The following is a 17,867-nucleotide window of genomic DNA, read 5'->3' on the forward strand; positions in this document are numbered from 1 at the left end:
ACCCTTTCAAGGTCGCCGAACAAATGCTGGCACCAGCCGAGAAGGCTAGACGCCGTCGGCGCTCTTGGAAACGCGGCAGACGGGTGAGACAGTTGGACTCTCGGCAGAGCAGCGCGGGGCAGGACTTCGGGCAGTACTGCAGGTAGCTCGTGTCGACGATGGCGGCGTTGCGGGGTGCGGTCCTCCACCCGCTCCAGGGCCAGGCGTTGCATGGAGTACACAGGGGTGCCCGCACGAAGCCGTGCTCGCACGCAGTTGCCGCCGGGAAGGCGGCTAGAGCCGCTTCATGCGCTCGGCCAGGTCGAGAAGGTCGGCAGGAGTCAACCCGGCGTTAGCGAGATATCCGGCAGCCCGGTCTTTCCCCTCGTAGCTCTTGCGCCGGTCGGCCAGTTCGGCGGCGGCCAGCGCACCTCGATCGGGCATGCATCCGCTCTCGGCGGTGCGGATGAGATACCGGTTGGCTATCTCCTGTTCGTTGATGCCGGACCAACGGTCGAACTGGACACGTGACCACTCGCTGGCTGGCAGCACCCGCTCGCTGCGTACCAGCTGGCGGGTCTGGTAGTCGGTGACGGCCTGATCGTGTTCCGCATCGTCCGGCCGCCACGCAAATACCCCCAAGCCGGGCCGGTAGTCATCCGCAATGAACTCGATGCCGTCTATAGTCTCGCGGGATAGATCGAAGTACTCCCGCTTGCCGGGAACGGAGTCGATCAAGAATTCCGTCTTGAGCGTGCGGAGTGTCGCGCGTTCTATGTCGAATGCATTGATGCCGCCTGCCGGCGTCACGATCAGCATGTTCACATGAGTGAGCCCGGCCCGGTGGTGGTCGTCAAGACGAGACCGGTAGTCGAATCCGGTCACGCCCAGTTTGGTCAGCTTGGTATCCGGGTTGGACACGACATAGAAGGCTGCCCGCCGGCGCCCGCAGGCATTTCGCCGGCACGGCTCGGACGCGGCGTTCACTCGGGCCCGGTGGCCGTTTGCGCATTCGGCGGCATAGACGGCGTCTGGCCCTTTCCAGGTTTCACCAGGGGTGAACCTCCAGCCCTTGTGTGCCGCAACGGTCCGCACTCGCATCGCCTCGGCGTCGCCTTGACCTATCCACGACCTCTCGCACGCCGGGCAGTTGAGCTTGACGACGCGGCGCAGTTCGACGGGGCGGGCATCGGCAAGATGGCCCGCGTGACATCGCAAGGGATGCTGTTCGCTCTGGCCCCGCCAACGACTCACCATCGTCATTTACGGGTTGCCGTAGAGCAGGGTCCGAAATGCTTCGGCAGCAGCTTGATCGGAGTATGTGACCGGGGAAAGAGGAGTCTCCGACGCCTCGGCGGCGAGTATGGCGACGTCTGTCATGCCGTGACCTTTTCGTTCACTTCAGGGGAATCGCTGGCTCCTGAGCCAGCCCAGCAAGTTGATCAATGCTGGAAGCTACCGCCAAGCGAATACGGCCTGCATGCAGGTCAAGAAGCGGCCGGCGATCGTTCGCCACAGACGTCGGGGAGGCTGTCACGATCGACGCCGCTTCGTGGGCCGGTACGCGCTTCGCCGAGAAGCGCTATACGTTCTGGGAGACTGCGGACGGCGCACCGGTCTCCATGGCCGGCGTAACCCCGATGGTCGCCGGCCAGATCCGGGTGGACCCCGTCTACACCCCGGCCCACCTACGCGGGCACGGCTACGCAGCCGCCGTGACAGCCGAGGTCAGCCGAGCCGCGCTCGCCGCCGGCGCGACGGATGTCGTCCTGTTCACCGACGCCGCCAACCCCACCAGCAACGCCCTCTACCACCGGCTCGGCTACATCCCGATCGCCGACTGGGCCAGCTACGACTTCACCCCCACCGGATCGAAGGCCAGTTGGACCGACCAGCGCCTGCAATCCGGACGCTCGAAACGCGATTAGGATTCGCTTTCAAAGAAACCTGCGCACGCTGCCCGGCCCTGCGCCCCGACCCCGCATAGGCTGGCCGGATTTCGGGGAGATCCAAATGCAGCCGGCAGAAGCTATGGCGCGGAGGTCACCGTCGCTCGCCGTGCCTCGTACTGCCGCGCTTCACACGAGGTTCTCGTCGAAGCCTTCCAGTTCGAGGGCACGGCGAGTCACCGCCATCGCGTCGGCACCACGTCGGGCGTACTCGGCGTTGTAGGCAGTCGTCCAGGTGCGATCACTGGGAACCGGGCGGTACAACGCCAGGCACCCACCGCTGATCTCGAACTGGAGATCGGAGACCAGGTCAGCGGCAGTGACCGGCATGATCAACGCGCCGGTCGGAAAGCCGGTTCCCGCGCTCACCTGATTGAGAGTGGGATCGAACAGGAGCCCCGCCTGCGGCGCGTGCAGGACAAGGTGACCGGCGCCGGCCCACCGGGTGAGGTCTGCCGAGCGCATCACGGTCCCGCCGTCGAAAACGGGGATAACTCCGTCAACGGCATCTCCCAGGGCACGTGATCCGATCGGTCCTTGCGCCGCGAGGGCGACAGCGACCGGATTCGCCTTGATCGCCAAGAGGTTCGCCGACCGCTCCAGGATCGCGACGCCCTCGAAACATTGGGCGCTACCCGCGTTCACCTCGGCGATCAGCCGTGCCGCCCTGCCCAAGATCTCAGCGCGCTGCACCTTGGACAACGTCCGAATATCGGCTGCCTTGGAACCGCGCCGTGATGATCTTGCCAACTTGAGCCCTTTCACTCGCCGCTCGCGCCCACCATGTTCCCCGAGATATGCCACCCATCTTCACCTATTCGCATTGGGATGGCCTTCACCGCGGCGCTCACCGCACGAGGATTAGCGGCGCCGGCGCCGTCATTTTCAAATCGGTTCCCTGCTCCGTAGTTCTTGGACGGCTCGCCGAACGCGGTCGCGGGCTCGTCTACCTCCGCTGCGCGGCGCTGGCGGCGACACGACCTCATCGGTTGGCCAGGCCAACGTGGTCGGCTCTTCAGGCTCAGCGGCTTGGGGTAGGTGGGTCACGTCCAGTCGCACGATGTTCCGGCCCGCGATGACGACCATCTGCGCGGTCAGCGGCTCGTGCACGCCGTCGGCAGTCACGTACCGCAACGGTGCCGTGAGGATCAACTCCCGCTTGTCGTACTCCAGAACTCCGGCGGTGGCCGAGACCAGGCTGCCCTGGATGTAGGAGCCGTTGTCCTGCAGGACCCCTACGGTGGTGATACCCGTGCCCGCCGGTTTTAGGTCTTCGAATGCCCGCCACCACGTGGTGACCTCGGATATGTCTTCATCGCTGCGGCTGGTCAGCCAGCGGATCGGCCGTTGCTTGACCGCGCTCTCAACCTTGCGGATCACGCGGGGATCCGCCGCCGCCCAGGCAACGATCGTGGCGGCCGTGACGAGGCCGAAGGCCCACCACGACAGGTGAACGTGATGTTCGCGGAAGAACGTCCCCGGGGCCCTCAGCAGGCCCCGCACGTTCGGAGTGTGCTCCGGTGCGATGACGCGCGCCAGCGTCGCCAGCAGACCGACGAAGGTCAAGCTGACGACGCTGACGAAGATGACCTGAAGCGCTTCCCGGAAGGCGGTACGAGGGCCGGTGGGTACCACCTTCTCCCGGCGAAGCACGTAAGCAAGCCCCGGAGCGATCAGGACCAGCAGGAGCGCCACACCTACCGGCGTGGAGGGAATCACGACTTCGTCGGCGCCTTCGCCCCGGACGGCGGTGCCGGCGGCGGAGGCGGCGTGCTGCTGGTGACCACCGGAATCGCAGCGGCACCAGCGGCGTTGAGCTTCTGACTCCGCTCCGATTCGAAGGTCTTGCGCCCGGCCCCCTGCTGGCGCGTCTCTCTGGCATGTGCCATACGTTTCCTCCTCCACCTGACGGAGACGAATCCCCCGTCGAGAACACGATTGTGCCGGGCGGGTCTGACATTCTGCCCAGCCGACCAGCCGCACAGATCGGATATCAACTCAGCCAGCCGAAACCGCGGGGGCGAACTCGATCGTTGAGGCGCCGACCGGACAACAGAAAGCCGCCGTGTACCGGCGCGGCATCGGTGCCCCCTCGGAACCTCGCCCCGCCGAACGCTACGGCCCGCCGGTAACGCGGACCGCCAACACCAACCCCCAGGCATTCCCAGAACTCGGGGTCGATGTAGTAGCCGGTCGCCTTCGAAGCCTGGCGGGTGTACTCCATAGAGGAGCCGTCCGTCATGCCTTCGGTCGGGATCGGCACGTGGTGCACGAATCCTTCCGCGATCTGCTGGCAGCCAGGTACGACCCGGTGTGTTGCAGCCACACGTGCCAGGCCGTGTCGACGGGCTCGGTCGGGACGACGCGGTAGGACCGGCCGTCTGTGAGCAGCCGGCCGAAGTCGGGGGTCGCCCTTCGAGTCGGCGTGCGCCTTCAGCATTAGCAGCGACGGCCCGACGGCCCGACGGCCCGACGGGCGTAGGCCTTGGTGGCCTCCTGCACGGCGGCGAAGTGCAAGACCAGTTGTCGAAGGCGGCGCCGGTAGCTGCGCGGCGGGCGATGGCCCGTCGCCGTGCCGGCCACACCGCAACGCCGCGGCCGTGATCACCGCGCACGGCGACGACCCCGCTCGGTACGACACCACGGAGCATGCGGCGTCGCTGGCGCGAGCCAGCTGAATCCTCGGACTCCCCGTTGCTTGGTGCCGCTTGGGGCCGGGGTAGCGGGTGAAGGGTCGGGCGTACCCACGCGGCGTGGCCGTGCGGCTCAGGCAGTGTGCGCGCTGCGGGGTACGCCCTTCCACCCAAACCGGGTTGGCGAAGCGATGCTGATCCACCTCAACAGCGGGGCGGCAGGCGATGGCGGACACCGCCCCGGCAAAAGCCAACGTGAGACACGGCCGGCGGTGCACCGCCACGGCGTGCCGGTCGCTGGCCGACACCGTGTCGGCCCCTTCGAGCAGGCCGCGGCGGTGTTCCGGGTGGACGCCGGTGTTGCCGCGCCACGTCCCCGGCACGCCGCGGCCGCAATTGCTCGGCACCCGGCGCGGCGCCGCACACGGTGCACGCATTCGAGCTGATCCGGGGAACCGGTGCGGCACCGCACACGGGCACAGCGCTGCACCGCTGGCCTCGTCGGTGTGCGTAACGAACCCCCGGCGGCCGGCTACAGCGTCGCCGTTCTGCAGGCAGGAGCACGGCGGTGACCCACGACGTCCCGGACGAAGCCGGCCAGAGCGACCCGCTCGTGGACGTCGCCGCTGAGGTGCTGCGGGCGCACGTGCCCGAGCGCGGCGGCTGGTGTGTGCACTGCCGGCTGGCGTGGGGCCGGTGGGTGTGGTTTCCCTGCGAACCCGTCCGGTGGGCGCAGGCCGTTCTTGATCAATTCGGTGGCTCCGGTACGGGGCCTGAACCTGGGGAGCAGCAGCGATGAGGGCACTGACAGCAGCACCCGCCACGCACCCGATGACGGGGGACCGGCCGGCGCCGATACCCCTGCCGCGGTACGTCGAGCTGAGACCTCGCGCCGCTGCAACCGCACCTGCACGTGGTGCCCGAACGGAGAGAGCACGACCGGAACGCAAGAGGCACTCCAGCACCCGAAAGTGGAAAGCTCGGGGGCACCAATCGGAGGTTGACCCTGACCGGCGGTTACGCTCCGTAGTCGGATGGCCGGGTAGATGTGGCCGGGCCGGCGCCCCAGAAAGGGCAGCTCAATGCCCTGATCCACTGTGGATCGTCAGTCAGAAAAACACGCGATAGCCACCCGATAGCCATGGTCCCAGCAAGTGGGATTCTGGAGGCCGAAAATGGGAAACAAAAAGGCCGTGACCCTTGTTTCCGCAGGTCACGGCCTTGATCGTTTGTGCGCCCAAAGGGACTCGAACCCCTAACCTTCTGATCCGTAGTCAGATGCCTAGTGGTCACGAGTACACTCCGCTACCCCTCGGGCTCAAAGCCGTACCGAAGACAAGCTACCAGCTCAGAGCGGCTTTGCGTTTCCGCCGGTCAGGGTCGAGTGCATGATTCAGCCGCCAGGAGAATCGATGACCGCCGCTCGAACGTGCTGATTTAGCCGCGCCTGTAATGAAACGGTCGCCAACATCCGATCACCACCGGATCACCACGCTATCAACTCACTCTGCGTAGAACGCGGCCGTTACAACGCCGATTCGACTGAAGGCGTGCCTGGCGCCAGCCTCGTCAGCGGCACGCACAGTAACCGGTGGCGAGTAGCGATCGCCGAAACATCGTCCACGGCGGGTGACCACGGCTGGGCCAGAAAAATCTGGCTCTTGGGCAGGTGAGTCACAGCGTGGTTATGGAACGGTGAGGATCGTTGCGAAATTACTGTCGCTCCAGTCAGCGGGGAGCACCGCCAGGCCGTCCGCTGCCGCCACGCCGTGCAGTCCCGCAGATCCGTTGGTCGCGATGATTTGCATGGCGGCTTCCCCGAAGCGAATGGGGACGATGCGAACGCCGCAAGGCGTTGCCGGGACGGTGCCGGTCACCGCAGTGATCGGCAGCGGGCATTGCTGCTTACCGGCCAGCGTACGCAGCAGCGGTTCAAGCAGCGTCAGGACGGCGACCAGGCCGGCGAACGGATTCCCGGGCAGGCTGATCAGCCATCGCCCGTCGGGGAGAACGGCGAGCGCTTGCGGGTGCCCGGGGCGACATGCCACTCCACGTACGTGCCAGGTGGCCTGTTGTTCGTCGAGGATGTTGTGCAGATGATCGGCGGCGCCGGCGGACGATGATCCGCTGACGACGATCGCGTCGGTGTCCGCGTCTTCTAGCGCGGCACGGAGTAGGTTCGGATCGTCACGCACGGTGTGGCTGGTATGCAACACGCCGCCGGCACGGCTGGTGACGGCGGAAACCAGCCCGGTGAAGCTGTCGCGGACCTGGCCGGGTCCTGGTGTTCCAGACGTGATCACCTCGTCGCCCGTAACAAGTAACGTCACGGTGGGTGGTCGGTGAGTCGACACGTCATCGACGCCGGCTTGAACTGCGGCTGCGGCGACTGTGGCCGTCACAATCCGGCCGGCCGCGACGATGAGATCACCGGGTCGCACGTCTTCGCCGGTGCGGCGGATGTGAGGACGAAGACCGACCGTTCCGGCGACCACGGACCCGTCACGATTGCAGGCTTCGTATGGCAGTACTGCCTCACAGCCGGCGGGCACGGGGGCACCGGTGCCGATCTCAACAGCGGTTCCGGGTCGCAAGGTGCTGGGAGCGACGGATTTCCCGGCGAGTGCGCGGCCGGTGATGGTCCACGGGCCCGCTCCGGTGATGGCGTAGCCGTCCATGGCGGCGTTGTCGAATCCGGGTACCGCAGATCGGGCGTGGATCGGAGCGGCGAGAACTCTGCCGGACGCCACGCCGATCGCGGTGGTCTGCGGCGCCAGCGGGGAAGGCGTGTCACGGGCGATCGCGTACGCCTGTTCCCAAGGCATTCCCCGTTCCTGCCGGCGCTTCGGCATGGTGGCCGGCGTCAGGTCGATCACTGCCGCATCGGGCACTTGTGCGGGCGTCCGCGGTGTCGCTTTCAACGGCTCTCCGTGTGGTCGGGTCGACATGTTAACACTCAATCCGATACTGACAGTAACGGCGCCTTTTGCGTGTCGGTGTCAAATGTTGACTGGCCAGCGGCTCTGGCGACCCTTATTCGGCCAGCTTGGTAGGGACGGGAGGTGGCATCAGCACACGGGTCGCCGGGATGGTTTTCGAAGCCCGTGAAAGGACTGCGCCAAGTGAGGTGCAAGTCCTCCCAGCTGGTCCGACACGAACACAGGTGTTGGTAGCTGCACGATTTCAATCTGTGGATGAGGGTACCCGGATACCCTCAGGAAGATCATTCCGTTGTCGAGCGGGCTCGGCGGGCAAACGGCTCATGTGCCGTCCTAAACGCCTTTCACAGCCCGACTCGTCTCCGCGCGCATCCGTCACCTTGCAGGTGCGCCCACCACCTCCGGGAGGTCACTGTGCTGTCTGACAAGGCCCGGCCGATCGTCGAGGCCACACTGCCCGTCGTCGGCGAAAACATCGAGGAGATCGCCAGCCGGTTCTACGCCCACATGTTCGCCGAGCACCCTGCCTTACAGGACGGCGTGTTCAACCGGGGCAACCAGGCCGAGGGCAGCCAGCCGAAGGCCCTGGCCGGTTCGGTGGCAGTGTTCGCCACCGCGCTGGTGAAGGACCCGCAGCAGTTGCCGGAGCGGCTGCTGACCCGGATCGCGCACAAGCACGCGTCGCTGGGGATCCGCCCTGACCAGTACCAGGTGGTGCGGGACAACCTGATGTGGGCGATCGGTGACGTGCTCGGCGACGCGGTCACGCCGGAGGTGACGGCCGCGTGGGACGAGGGGTACTGGCTGATGGCGTACGCCCTGATGCATCAGGAGCGTGGCCTGTACAGCGCACGCGGCGTGACCGCGGAGCGGGTGTGGCGGCAGTGGGCCGTCTCGGAGAAGATTCAGGAGACGAGCGACGTCGTGCAGTTCGTGATGCGACGCGTCTTGACCGGCCGGTCAAGACGTCACTGCCGGGCCAGTACATCAGCGTCAACGTGCTGCTGCCGGACGGGGTCCGCCAGCCGCGACAGTTCAGTCTGACCCGTGCCGACGACGGCGAGCACCGGTACTTCACGGTGAAGCGGGTGCACGGTGGCGGGAAACCCGACGGGGAGGTGTCGACGTTCCTGCACGACCGGGTCCGGGTAGGCGACGAGCTCACGATGAGCGTTCCGTACGGCGATGTCGTCCTCGACGACGGTGGCCGGCCGGTGGTGTTCATCAGTGCCGGTATCGGCGTCACGCCCATGGCCGGAATGATTTCGCATCTGGTCGCGGCCGGCTCGCACCTGCGGGTGACGCTGCTGCACGCCGACGCGAACGAGCGGTCGTTCCCGCTGCGCCGGCAGCTGATCGAGGACTTGGCCCGATTGCCGGAATCGGCTCTGCACGTCTGGTTCGAGGACGGCACCGGCAGCGAACTACCGGTCACCGGCGCCCACGCCGGCATCATGGACCTGTCCGCGATCGAACTGCCGGACAACGCCGTCTACTACCTGTGCGGGCCGATTCCGTTCATGCAGGCGATCCGCAGTGCCCTGCTGGAGCGGGGTGTCGGCATCCGCGACATCCAGTACGAGGTGTTCGGCCCCGATCTGTGGCAGGCCGACACCGACTGACGGCGCACCTCGCGAGCTACCGCAGCCGTCCGCGAAGCGCGCGGCTGCGGTAACGCGTTCGGCGTCATCGGCTCGCTGCCGGCGAGATGCGGATGCCGACGCGGTCCCGGACCGCGTCGACGGCGTCCCAGTCGCTGCCGGTGAGGCTGGTCAGCGCGGCCGGGAACACCCCGTCCTGCTCCTTGAGGATGTGGGTGCGCAGATCCTGCAGAACGTCGAGCAGGGCGCCCGGCCAGGCCGGGTCCGTCGGCGTACGGGTGGCGGCCGCGACGAGGACGTGTTCGACGTGGCGATGCTCAGCGCGCAGGACGGCGACCTGCTCGGGGAAATCGTCGGCAAGCAGCGGGAACAGGCCCTCTTCCTCGACGGCGGTGTGCGGGGCGAGGATGTCGGCGATCTGGCGGGCGACGGCGGCCATCTCGTCGATGTCGCCGGCGGTGCGCGCGGCACGGACCTTGCCCATCAGGCCGACGACCTCGTCGTGTTCGCGGGTCAGGTCACCGATCGCGGTGACGTCCTGGCAACCGCAGTATTCACACATGAGCGGCCTTCTCCCCTCGTGCGCTGTTGCGGGCTACGGACAGGACGTCCAGCATCAGGGCGGCCAAGGCGACCACGGCGAGCAGAGCCAAGCCGACGGCGTAGGACTCGAACTGGCCGTAGATGGACCCCATCACCAGTGGCGGCACGAACCCGCCGAGGCCGCCGGCCGCACCCACGACACCGGTGACCGACCCGACCTGGTTCGGCGGGGCGACTTGCGCGACCAGGGCGAAGGTGGCGCCACTGCCGGCTCCGAGGGCGGCGGCCATGGCGAGGAACGCGATCGTGCCGACGGGTGCCAGGCCGGGGGTGAACGCCTGCACGATGGCACCGGCGATGACGACCCCCAGGGATGCCGCCAGTACGCGGCTCGGGGCGATCTTGTCGGAGATCCAGCCGCCGACCGGCCGCATGATCACTGCGAGGAGCACGAAACCGGCCATCCGGTTGGCGGCGTCGGCCTGGGTCAGCCCGTAGGCGGTCTTGAGGTAGGCGGGCAGGTAGACCGAGAAGGCGACGTAGCCGCCGAACACCACCGCGTACAGCGCGGACGCCTGCCAGGTGATTTTCAATCGGAGGGTGGCGGCGAGGCGTTGCGCGAGCGGCGCGGTGGGCACCGGCCGGTTCGGGGCGTCGCGCAGCACCAGCCAGGCAACAACCGCGTACACGGCGAGCACTGCGGCTGTGAGCAGGAACGGCGTGGCGGTGCTGCCGGCGTCGACGAGCTTGACGGTGGTCAGGGCGCTGATCGCGGTGCCACCCATACCGGCGCCGAACACGCCGACGGCGAACCCGCGCCGCTGGGGCGGGAACCAGGCGCTGACGAACGGGACTCCGACCGCGAAGGTGGTGCCGCCGATGCCGAGGAAGAACCCGCCGATCAGCAGCGCGGCGAGCGAGTCGTGCCCGAACAGGCCCAGGTAGAGCACCGGGACGATGGTCGTCAGCGACACCAGCGGGAACATGAGCCGGCCGCCGAACTTGTCGGTCAGCGCGCCGACCGGAATCCGGCCGATCGAGCCGACCACGACCGGCACGGCCACCAGCAGCGCCTGCTGGAACGAGGTCAGGTCCAGAGCCGCGGTAAACCGCACCGCGAGCGGGCTGAGCAGTGCCCAGGCCCAGAAGTTCACGGCGAACCCGACCGTGGCCAGAGTCAGCATCAGCCCGGCCCGGCTGGGCGTGGAAGTCGTGGCAGGTGTGCCCATCAGTCACTCCGCTGAGAGGGATTTCCTTTACGGGTCAACAGTCCCGGACCTATGCCGTCTCCGGATAGGGCCTTTCTACCCGTCGGGAGCGCCACGATGCGGGCCAACGCGGGGAAGTCGGGACCTAAGTCCTGCGCCGGTGGGCCGTTGCGCACGAATATCCCGATTCGAGTTGCGGCGGCTTATTCACCGTACAAGTGTGAAATCGGGTCACCCAGCCGAGGAGACGAACTCGATGACAAACGGAAACGGTACCGCCGGGAATGCGCTGCTGCAGGTCGGCGGGCTGGTACGCCGAGCGAAGGTGTCACCCGACGGCCGTTCGCTCTATCAGATCGGTGGCCGGGAGGCGGACGCCTTCTACCGGGACCGATGGTCGTACGACAAGGTCGTCCGGTCGACCCACGGCGTCAACTGCACCGGGTCCTGCTCGTGGAAGGTGTACGTCCGCGACGGCATCATCACCTGGGAGCAGCAGCAGACCGACTACCCGAGCGTCGGACCCGACAAGCCTGAGTACGAACCCCGAGGCTGTCCCCGTGGGGCGGCGTTCTCCTGGTACACCTACTCCCCTACCCGGGTGCGTTATCCGTACGCCCGCGGGGTTCTGCTCGACATGTTCCGGGAAGCGAAGAACCGGCTGAAGGACCCCGTCGCCGCCTGGGCCGACATCCAGAACGACCCGGTGCGCCGCCGGATCTATCAGAAGGCTCGCGGCAAGGGGGGCCTGGTCCGGGTGAGCTGGGACGAGGCCCTGGAGATGGTCGCGGCCGCGCACGTCCATGCGATCAAGGAATACGGGCCGGACCGGGTGGCCGGGTTCTCGCCGATCCCGGCGATGTCGATGGTGTCGCACGCGACCGGTGCCCGGTTCATGAGCCTGATCGGCGGCACGATGCTGTCGTTCTACGACTGGTACGCCGACCTGCCTGTCGCCTCACCGCAGGTGTTCGGTGACCAGACCGACGTGCCCGAGTCCGGTGACTGGTGGGACGCCTCCTACCTGATGATGTGGGGCTCCAACGTGCCGGTGACCCGGACGCCGGACGCGCACTGGATGGCCGAAGCCCGCTATCGGGGACAGAAGGTCATCGTGGTCGCCCCGGACTTCGCCGACAACGTGAAATTCGCCGACGAGTGGATGCCGGCGCAGCCGGGTACCGACGGCGCCCTGGCGATGGCGATGGGACACGTCATCCTCAAGGAGTTCTTCGTCGACCGGCGCACGCCGCGGTTCGTCGACTACGTGCGCCAGTACACCGACCTGCCGTACCTGATCACCCTCGAACCGGCGCCGGACGGCGGCTACCGGCCCGGCAAGTTCCTCAGCGCCGAGAACCTCGGCGAGACAGCCGAGAACGGCGCGTTCAAGCCGGTGCTGTGGGACTCGGCCACCGAAGCGCCCGCCGTCCCACGGGGCTCACTCGGGCACCGATGGGGTTCCGAAGCAGGTCAATGGAACCTGGACCTGGGCGACCTGGAACCCGCCCTGACCTGCCTGGACAGCGGCGAGCCGGTGGAGGTCGCCCTGCCCCGCTTCGACGGTGACACCCCCGGCGTGCTGCGCCGCGGCGTGCCCACCCGCACCGTCGCCGGCCGACTGGTGACCACCGTCTACGACCTGATGCTGGCCCAGTACGGGGTGGCCCGCGACGGGCTACCCGGGCAGTGGCCGGAGGGCTATGACGACGTCGCGTCGCCGTACACACCGGCCTGGCAGGAGCCGATCACCGGAGTGCCGGCCGCGCAGGTGGCACGGGTGGCCCGGGAGTTCGCCGACAACGCGGAACGTTCCGGTGGCCGATCGATGATCCTGCTCGGCGCCGGCACCAACCACTGGTTCCACTCCGATACCACCTACCGGGCGATCCTCGCCCTGGTCACGCTGACCGGCTGCCAGGGCGTCAACGGCGGCGGCTGGGCCCACTACGTCGGGCAGGAGAAATGCCGTCCGGCCACCGGCTGGCAGCAACTCGCCTCCGCCCTCGACTGGGTGCGGCCACCCCGGCAGATGATCGGCACCGCGTTCTGGTACACCCACACCGACCAATGGCGGTACGACACCTACAGCGCCGACACGGTCGCCTCACCCACCGGCGACGGCCTGTTCGCCGGCAAGCACACCATGGACCTGCTCGCCCAGTCCGTGCGGTCCGGCTGGATGCCGTCGATGCCCACCTTCGACCGGAACCCGCTCGACCTGGCCGACGCCGCCACCGAGTCCGGTGATCCCGGCGGCTACGTCGCGACCTCGCTGCACGAGAAACGGCTGAAATTCGCCTGCACCGACCCGGACGCGCCGCAGAACTGGCCGCGGGTGCTCACCGTCTGGCGGGCCAACCTGCTGGGCTCGTCGGCGAAGGGCAACGAGTACTTCCTGCGGCATCTGCTGGGCACCGACAGCAACCTGCGTGCCACCGAGGCGTCACCGTCGCAGCGGCCCGACGACGTCGCCTGGCCCGAGCAGGCCCCGGAGGGCAAACTCGACCTGCTGCTGAACATGGACTTCCGGATGACGTCGACGACGCTGCTGTCCGACGTGGTGCTGCCGGCCGCCACCTGGTACGAGAAGCACGACCTGAACACCACCGACATGCACCCCTTCGTGCACGCCTTCACCCCCGCGATCAACCCGCCGTGGCAGACCCGCACCGACTTCGACACCTTCCACGGCATCGCTCGCAGCTTCTCCACCATGGCGAAAACGCACCTCGGGGTACGCAAGGATCTCGTCGCGGCGCCGCTGCTGCACGACACGCCCGATGCGATGGCCACCCCGTACGGGCGGGTCCGGGACTGGCAGGCCACCGGAGAGAAACCGGTACCGGGAAAGACAATGCCGAAGATCGTGGTGGTCGAACGCGACTACGGCGCGGTCGCCGAAAAACTGGCCGCCCTCGGCCCGCTGCTCGACACCCTCGGCACCACGCTCAAGGGCTACTCGGTCGACGTCAACCCCGAGATCGAATACCTGCGGCACAAGAACGGCACCGTACGCGGCGGGGTCGCCGACGGCCGGCCGGCGCTCGCGACGGACATCAACTGTTGCGAGGCGATTCTGGCGCTGTCCGGCACCACCAACGGCCGGGTCGCCACCGAGGGCTTCCACGACGTGGAGAAACGCACCGGCGTGAAACTCGCCGACCTGTCCGCCGAACACGAGGGCAAGCAGATCACGTTCGCCGACACACAGTCCCGGCCGGTCCCAGTGATCACCAGCCCGGAATGGTCCGGCAGCGAGACCGGCGGCCGCCGCTACTCGCCGTTCACCATCAACGTCGAGCGCCTCAAGCCCTGGCACACCCTGACTGGGCGACAGCACTTCTTCCTCGACCACGACTGGATGCACGAGGCCGGCGAAGCACTGCCGATCTTCCGGCCACCGCTCGACATGCACAAACTCTTCGGCGAGCCGCGCCTCGGCCGCAACGGCGAGCTCGAGATCACCGTGCGGTACCTGACGCCGCATTCGAAGTGGTCCATCCACTCCGAGTATCAGGACAATCTGATCATGCTGACGCTGTCCCGGGGCGGGCCGACGATCTGGATGAGCGAGCAGGATGCCGCCAAGATCAGCGTGCGGGACAACGACTGGATCGAGGCGGTCAACCGCAACGGTGTCGTGGTCTGCCGGGCCATCGTCAGCCACAAGATGCCCGAGGGAACCGTGTACATGTACCACGCCCAGGAACGGGTGATCGACGTGCCGAAGGCCGAGGTCAACGGCCGGCGCGGCGGCATCCACAACTCGCTGACCCGGCTGCTGGTCAAACCGACACACATCATCGGCGGGTACGCGCAGCTGTCGTTCGCGTTCAACTACCTCGGTCCGACCGGTAACCAGCGTGACGAGGTCACCGTCATCCGCCGCCGTTCGCAGGATGTGGAGTACTGACATGCGTGTGATGGCTCAAGTGGCGATGGTGATGAACCTCGACAAGTGCATCGGCTGCCACACCTGCTCGGTCACCTGCAAGCAGGCGTGGACCAACCGTTCCGGCGTCGAGTACGTCTGGTTCAACAATGTCGAGTCCCGGCCGGGGCAGGGCTACCCGCGGACCTATCAGGACCAGGAGAAGTGGCAGGGCGGCTGGGTCCGTACCGCCACCGGCCGGCTCAAGCCGCGTGCCGGCGGCAGGGTCAAGAAGCTGTTCAGCATCTTCGCCAACCCGAAGATGCCGTCGATGCAGGACTACTACGAGCCGTGGACCTACGACTACGAGCACCTGCTGACCGCGCCGGCCGGCAACGACTTCCCGGTGGCGCGCCCGAAAAGCCTGCTGACCGGGCAGGCCACCAAAGTGACCTGGTCGGCGAACTGGGACGACTCGCTCGGCGGCGGCAACGAGGTTCTCGCCGCCGACCCGATCCTGCAGAAGGTGTCCGACCAGGTTCGGCAGGACTACGAGAAGGCGTTCCTGTTCTTCCTGCCCCGCATCTGCGAACACTGCCTCAACCCGTCCTGCGCGGCGTCGTGCCCGTCCGGGGCGATCTACAAGCGGGCCGAGGACGGCATCGTCCTGGTCGACCAGGACCGGTGCCGGGGCTGGCGGATGTGCGTGACCGGCTGCCCGTACAAGAAGATCTATTTCAACCACCGCACCGGCAAGGCCGAGAAATGCACGTTCTGCTTCCCGCGCATCGAGATCGGCCAGCCCACCATCTGCTCGGAGACCTGCGTCGGCCGACTGCGTTACATCGGTCTGATGCTCTACGACGCCGACAAGGTCGCCAAAGCCGCCGCGGTCAAGGACGAGCATGACCTGTACGACGCGCAACGTTCAGTCTTCCTGGATCCGCACGACCCGGCGGTCGCCAGAGCCGCCCTCGCCGCCGGGATCCCGGAGGACTGGATCGACGCCGCGAAAAGATCCCCGATCTGGGACCTGATCATGAAGTACGAGGTGGCGCTACCGCTGCACCCGGAGTACCGGACCATGCCGATGGTCTGGTACATCCCGCCGCTGTCCCCGGTCGTCGACGTGCTGCGCGACACCGGCCACGACGGCGAGGACCCGCACAACCTGTTCGGCGCCGTCGACGCCCTGCGCATCCCGATCGACTACCTCGCCGAGCTGTTCACCGCAGGCGACCCCGAACCTGTCCGCGCCGTGCTCAACCGGCTCGCCGCGATGCGCTCCTACCAACGCCGCATCAACCTCGGCGAGAAACCGGACACCTCCATCCCGGCCGCCGTCGGCATGACACCGGAGGAGATGAACGACATGTTCCGGCTGCTCGCCATCGCCAAGTACGAGCAGCGCTACGTCATCCCCGCCGCGCACGCCGAGGACGCCCACCGTCTCGAACAGCTCGGCACCGAATGTTCCCTGGAGTACGACGGGGGTCCCGGCATGTACCAGACCGGGCCGTTCGGCGAGGCGTCCGGAACCCCGGTGCCGGTACAGGTGGAGACCTTCCACATGCTGCGTGAGCGGCAAACCTCCGACGGGTTTACCGACGCGGGCGACGAACCCCGCCGGGTCAACCTGCTCAACTGGGACGGCAACGGCCGACCGGAAGGACTGTTCCCACCACCTCGCGACCCCGGCGCCGGTGGCGGCGCCACCGATGGTCCGGGCGTCATCGACGAGGACCGGCCGTGACCGCCGGCTGGCAACCGGTCGCCGCCCGCGCCGCGTCGCTGCTGCTGCGCTACCCCGACGACACCGTCAGCGCCGCCCTCCCGGTGATCAGCGACGCCCTTCCCGCTCTGCCCCCCGCGGTCGCTGAACCTCTTCACGCCGTGGCCGACTACCGGGCCGGCACGGACATCGGCCGACAGCGGACCACCTACGTGGACCTGTTCGACTTCCGGCGCCGCTGCTGCCTGCACCTGACCTACTACACCTGCGGCGACACCCGCCGGCGCGGTGAGGCCCTCGCCGACTTCGCCGCCACCTACAAACGCGCCGGCCTCGAGATCGTCGACGGGGAGCTACCGGACTATCTGCCCGCCGTCCTCGACCTCGCCGCCGAACACGACAGCGGCTGGCAGTTGCTGCGCGACAATCGGATCGGTCTCGATCTCCTCACCGCTTCCCTGGACAAGGACGGCACGGTGTACCGGCACGCCGTCGACGCGGTCCGCGCCATGCTCCCCCCGCCCGCGCCCGGCGACCTGGCCGCCGCCGCGCGGCTCGCCCGCACCGGCCCGCCTGCCGAACAGGTCGGCCTCGAACCCTTCGGACTCGCCAACACCAGCGGGGGACGCAGATGAACACCACCGACACCCTGCTCTGGGTCGTCTACCCGTACCTGTCGATCGTGGTCCTGATCGGTGGAACGATCTGGCGCTACCGCTACGACAAGTTCGGCTGGACCACCCGCTCCTCCCAGCTCTACGAGACGACCGTGCTGCGCTGGGCCAGCCCGATGTTCCACTTCGGCGTCCTGTTCGTGCTCATCGGCCACATCGGTGGCCTGCTTATCCCGAAGTCGTGGACCGAGGCAGCCGGGATCACCGAACACGCCTACCACCTGATGGCCGTCTTCGTCGGCACCGTCGCCGGGCTGTGCACCCTGATCGGCATGGCACTGCTGATCGCCCGGCGCCGGCTCACCGGCCCGGTCTTCGCCGCCACCACCAAGAACGACAAGGCCATGTACGTCGTCCTCGCCGGCGTCATCGTCCTCGGCCTGTGGGCGACAGTGAAAGCCAACATTGCCGGCGGCGGCTACGACTACCGCGAAACCGTCTCACCGTGGCTGCGATCGCTGTTCTACTTCCAGCCCGACGCCCAGCTGATGGCAGCCGTCCCCGCCAGTTTCAAGATTCATGTGATCGCGGCGTTCGCCCTGTTCGCGTTCTGGCCGTTCACCCGCCTCGTCCACGCCTTCAGCGCGCCCCTCGGCTACCTGACCCGGCCCTACGTCGTCTACCGCTACCGCGACCCCCGCCCCGGCCTGCGCCCCACCCGCCCCGGATGGGACCGGCCCGCCGCGCCCGCCGACCGTCCTCGCCGCACCCGCTGAGCACCTCAAGGAGATGGGA

At 67.6% G+C, this 17,867-nt stretch carries 15 protein-coding genes; 8 read left to right on the forward strand and 7 right to left on the reverse strand.

Annotated elements, in window-relative coordinates; all coding sequences use genetic code 11:
* Window positions 1-273: 273 nt before the first annotated feature.
* The gene (locus LPA41_RS14460; RefSeq protein WP_229070877.1) at window positions 274-1,242 is read right to left on the reverse strand and encodes a hypothetical protein; all 969 of its coding nucleotides are present in this window, start codon (window positions 1,240-1,242) and stop codon (window positions 274-276) included.
* 182 nt (window positions 1,243-1,424) lie between these two features.
* Here LPA41_RS14460 and LPA41_RS41895 point away from each other — a divergent pair, with 182 nt between their 5' ends.
* The gene (locus LPA41_RS41895; protein WP_255689669.1) at window positions 1,425-1,907 is read left to right on the forward strand and encodes a GNAT family N-acetyltransferase; all 483 of its coding nucleotides are present in this window, start codon (window positions 1,425-1,427) and stop codon (window positions 1,905-1,907) included.
* Between the two features lie 150 nt (window positions 1,908-2,057).
* On the opposite strand, the gene LPA41_RS14470 is transcribed toward LPA41_RS41895, so the two are convergent.
* The 3 genes from LPA41_RS14470 to LPA41_RS14480 form a co-directional block, all read right to left on the reverse strand.
* Window positions 2,058-2,630, reverse strand: coding sequence for a hypothetical protein (locus LPA41_RS14470; protein WP_229070879.1), 573 nt, complete (start codon window positions 2,628-2,630; stop codon window positions 2,058-2,060).
* 183 nt (window positions 2,631-2,813) lie between these two features.
* On the reverse strand, window positions 2,814-3,911 hold the full coding sequence (locus LPA41_RS14475) for a DUF6338 family protein (RefSeq protein WP_308036557.1): 1,098 nt from the start codon (window positions 3,909-3,911) through the stop codon (window positions 2,814-2,816).
* Between the two features lie 10 nt (window positions 3,912-3,921).
* Entirely contained in the window at window positions 3,922-4,191 is a 270-nt protein-coding gene (locus tag LPA41_RS14480; protein WP_229070881.1) for a hypothetical protein, read from the reverse strand.
* A gap of 938 nt (window positions 4,192-5,129) precedes the next feature.
* On the opposite strand from LPA41_RS14480, the gene LPA41_RS14485 reads away from it, so the two are divergent.
* Window positions 5,130-5,360, forward strand: a complete 231-nt coding sequence (locus LPA41_RS14485; protein ID WP_229070882.1) for a hypothetical protein — start codon at window positions 5,130-5,132, stop codon at window positions 5,358-5,360.
* Between the two features lie 886 nt (window positions 5,361-6,246).
* On the opposite strand, the gene LPA41_RS14490 is transcribed toward LPA41_RS14485, so the two are convergent.
* Window positions 6,247-7,437 carry a molybdopterin molybdotransferase MoeA gene (locus tag LPA41_RS14490; protein ID WP_229070883.1) on the reverse strand — a complete coding sequence of 397 codons (1,191 nt, stop codon included), beginning with the start codon at window positions 7,435-7,437 and terminating at the stop codon, window positions 6,247-6,249.
* Between the two features lie 477 nt (window positions 7,438-7,914).
* Between LPA41_RS14490 and LPA41_RS14495 the strand changes: the two genes are divergently transcribed.
* The gene (locus LPA41_RS14495; RefSeq protein ID WP_229070884.1) at window positions 7,915-8,544 is read left to right on the forward strand and encodes a globin domain-containing protein; all 630 of its coding nucleotides are present in this window, start codon (window positions 7,915-7,917) and stop codon (window positions 8,542-8,544) included.
* Entirely contained in the window at window positions 8,499-9,122 is a 624-nt protein-coding gene (locus LPA41_RS14500; RefSeq protein WP_229070885.1) for a hypothetical protein, read from the forward strand. Before LPA41_RS14495 ends, LPA41_RS14500 begins: the two co-directional genes overlap by 46 nt.
* A 64-nt stretch (window positions 9,123-9,186) precedes the next feature.
* On the opposite strand, the gene LPA41_RS14505 is transcribed toward LPA41_RS14500, so the two are convergent.
* Together LPA41_RS14505 and LPA41_RS14510 are read right to left on the reverse strand one after the other, a co-directional pair.
* The gene (locus LPA41_RS14505; RefSeq protein ID WP_229070886.1) at window positions 9,187-9,663 is read right to left on the reverse strand and encodes a hemerythrin domain-containing protein; all 477 of its coding nucleotides are present in this window, start codon (window positions 9,661-9,663) and stop codon (window positions 9,187-9,189) included.
* Window positions 9,656-10,873 carry an MFS transporter gene (locus tag LPA41_RS14510; RefSeq protein ID WP_229070887.1) on the reverse strand — a complete coding sequence of 406 codons (1,218 nt, stop codon included), beginning with the start codon at window positions 10,871-10,873 and terminating at the stop codon, window positions 9,656-9,658. The genes LPA41_RS14505 and LPA41_RS14510 overlap by 8 nt, the downstream gene beginning before the upstream one ends.
* 235 nt (window positions 10,874-11,108) lie before the next feature.
* On the opposite strand from LPA41_RS14510, the gene LPA41_RS14515 reads away from it, so the two are divergent.
* The 4 genes from LPA41_RS14515 to narI are packed head-to-tail and all read left to right on the forward strand — an operon-like array spanning window position 11,109 to window position 17,848.
* Window positions 11,109-14,768, forward strand: a complete 3,660-nt coding sequence (locus LPA41_RS14515; RefSeq protein ID WP_229070888.1) for a nitrate reductase subunit alpha — start codon at window positions 11,109-11,111, stop codon at window positions 14,766-14,768.
* Window position 14,769: 1 nt separating this feature from the next.
* Window positions 14,770-16,479 (forward strand): nitrate reductase subunit beta, encoded by a 1,710-nt coding sequence (gene narH, locus LPA41_RS14520; protein ID WP_229070889.1) that lies wholly within the window; start codon window positions 14,770-14,772, stop codon window positions 16,477-16,479.
* Window positions 16,476-17,093, forward strand: coding sequence for a nitrate reductase molybdenum cofactor assembly chaperone (gene narJ / locus LPA41_RS14525; protein WP_229070890.1), 618 nt, complete (start codon window positions 16,476-16,478; stop codon window positions 17,091-17,093). The genes narH and narJ overlap by 4 nt, the downstream gene beginning before the upstream one ends.
* Entirely contained in the window at window positions 17,090-17,848 is a 759-nt protein-coding gene (gene narI / locus LPA41_RS14530) for a respiratory nitrate reductase subunit gamma (RefSeq protein WP_229070891.1), read from the forward strand. Before narJ ends, narI begins: the two co-directional genes overlap by 4 nt.
* Window positions 17,849-17,867: the final 19 nt, after the last annotated feature.

Source organism: Actinoplanes sp. DH11, from assembly GCF_020873875.1.
Lineage (GTDB): Bacteria > Actinomycetota > Actinomycetes > Mycobacteriales > Micromonosporaceae > Actinoplanes.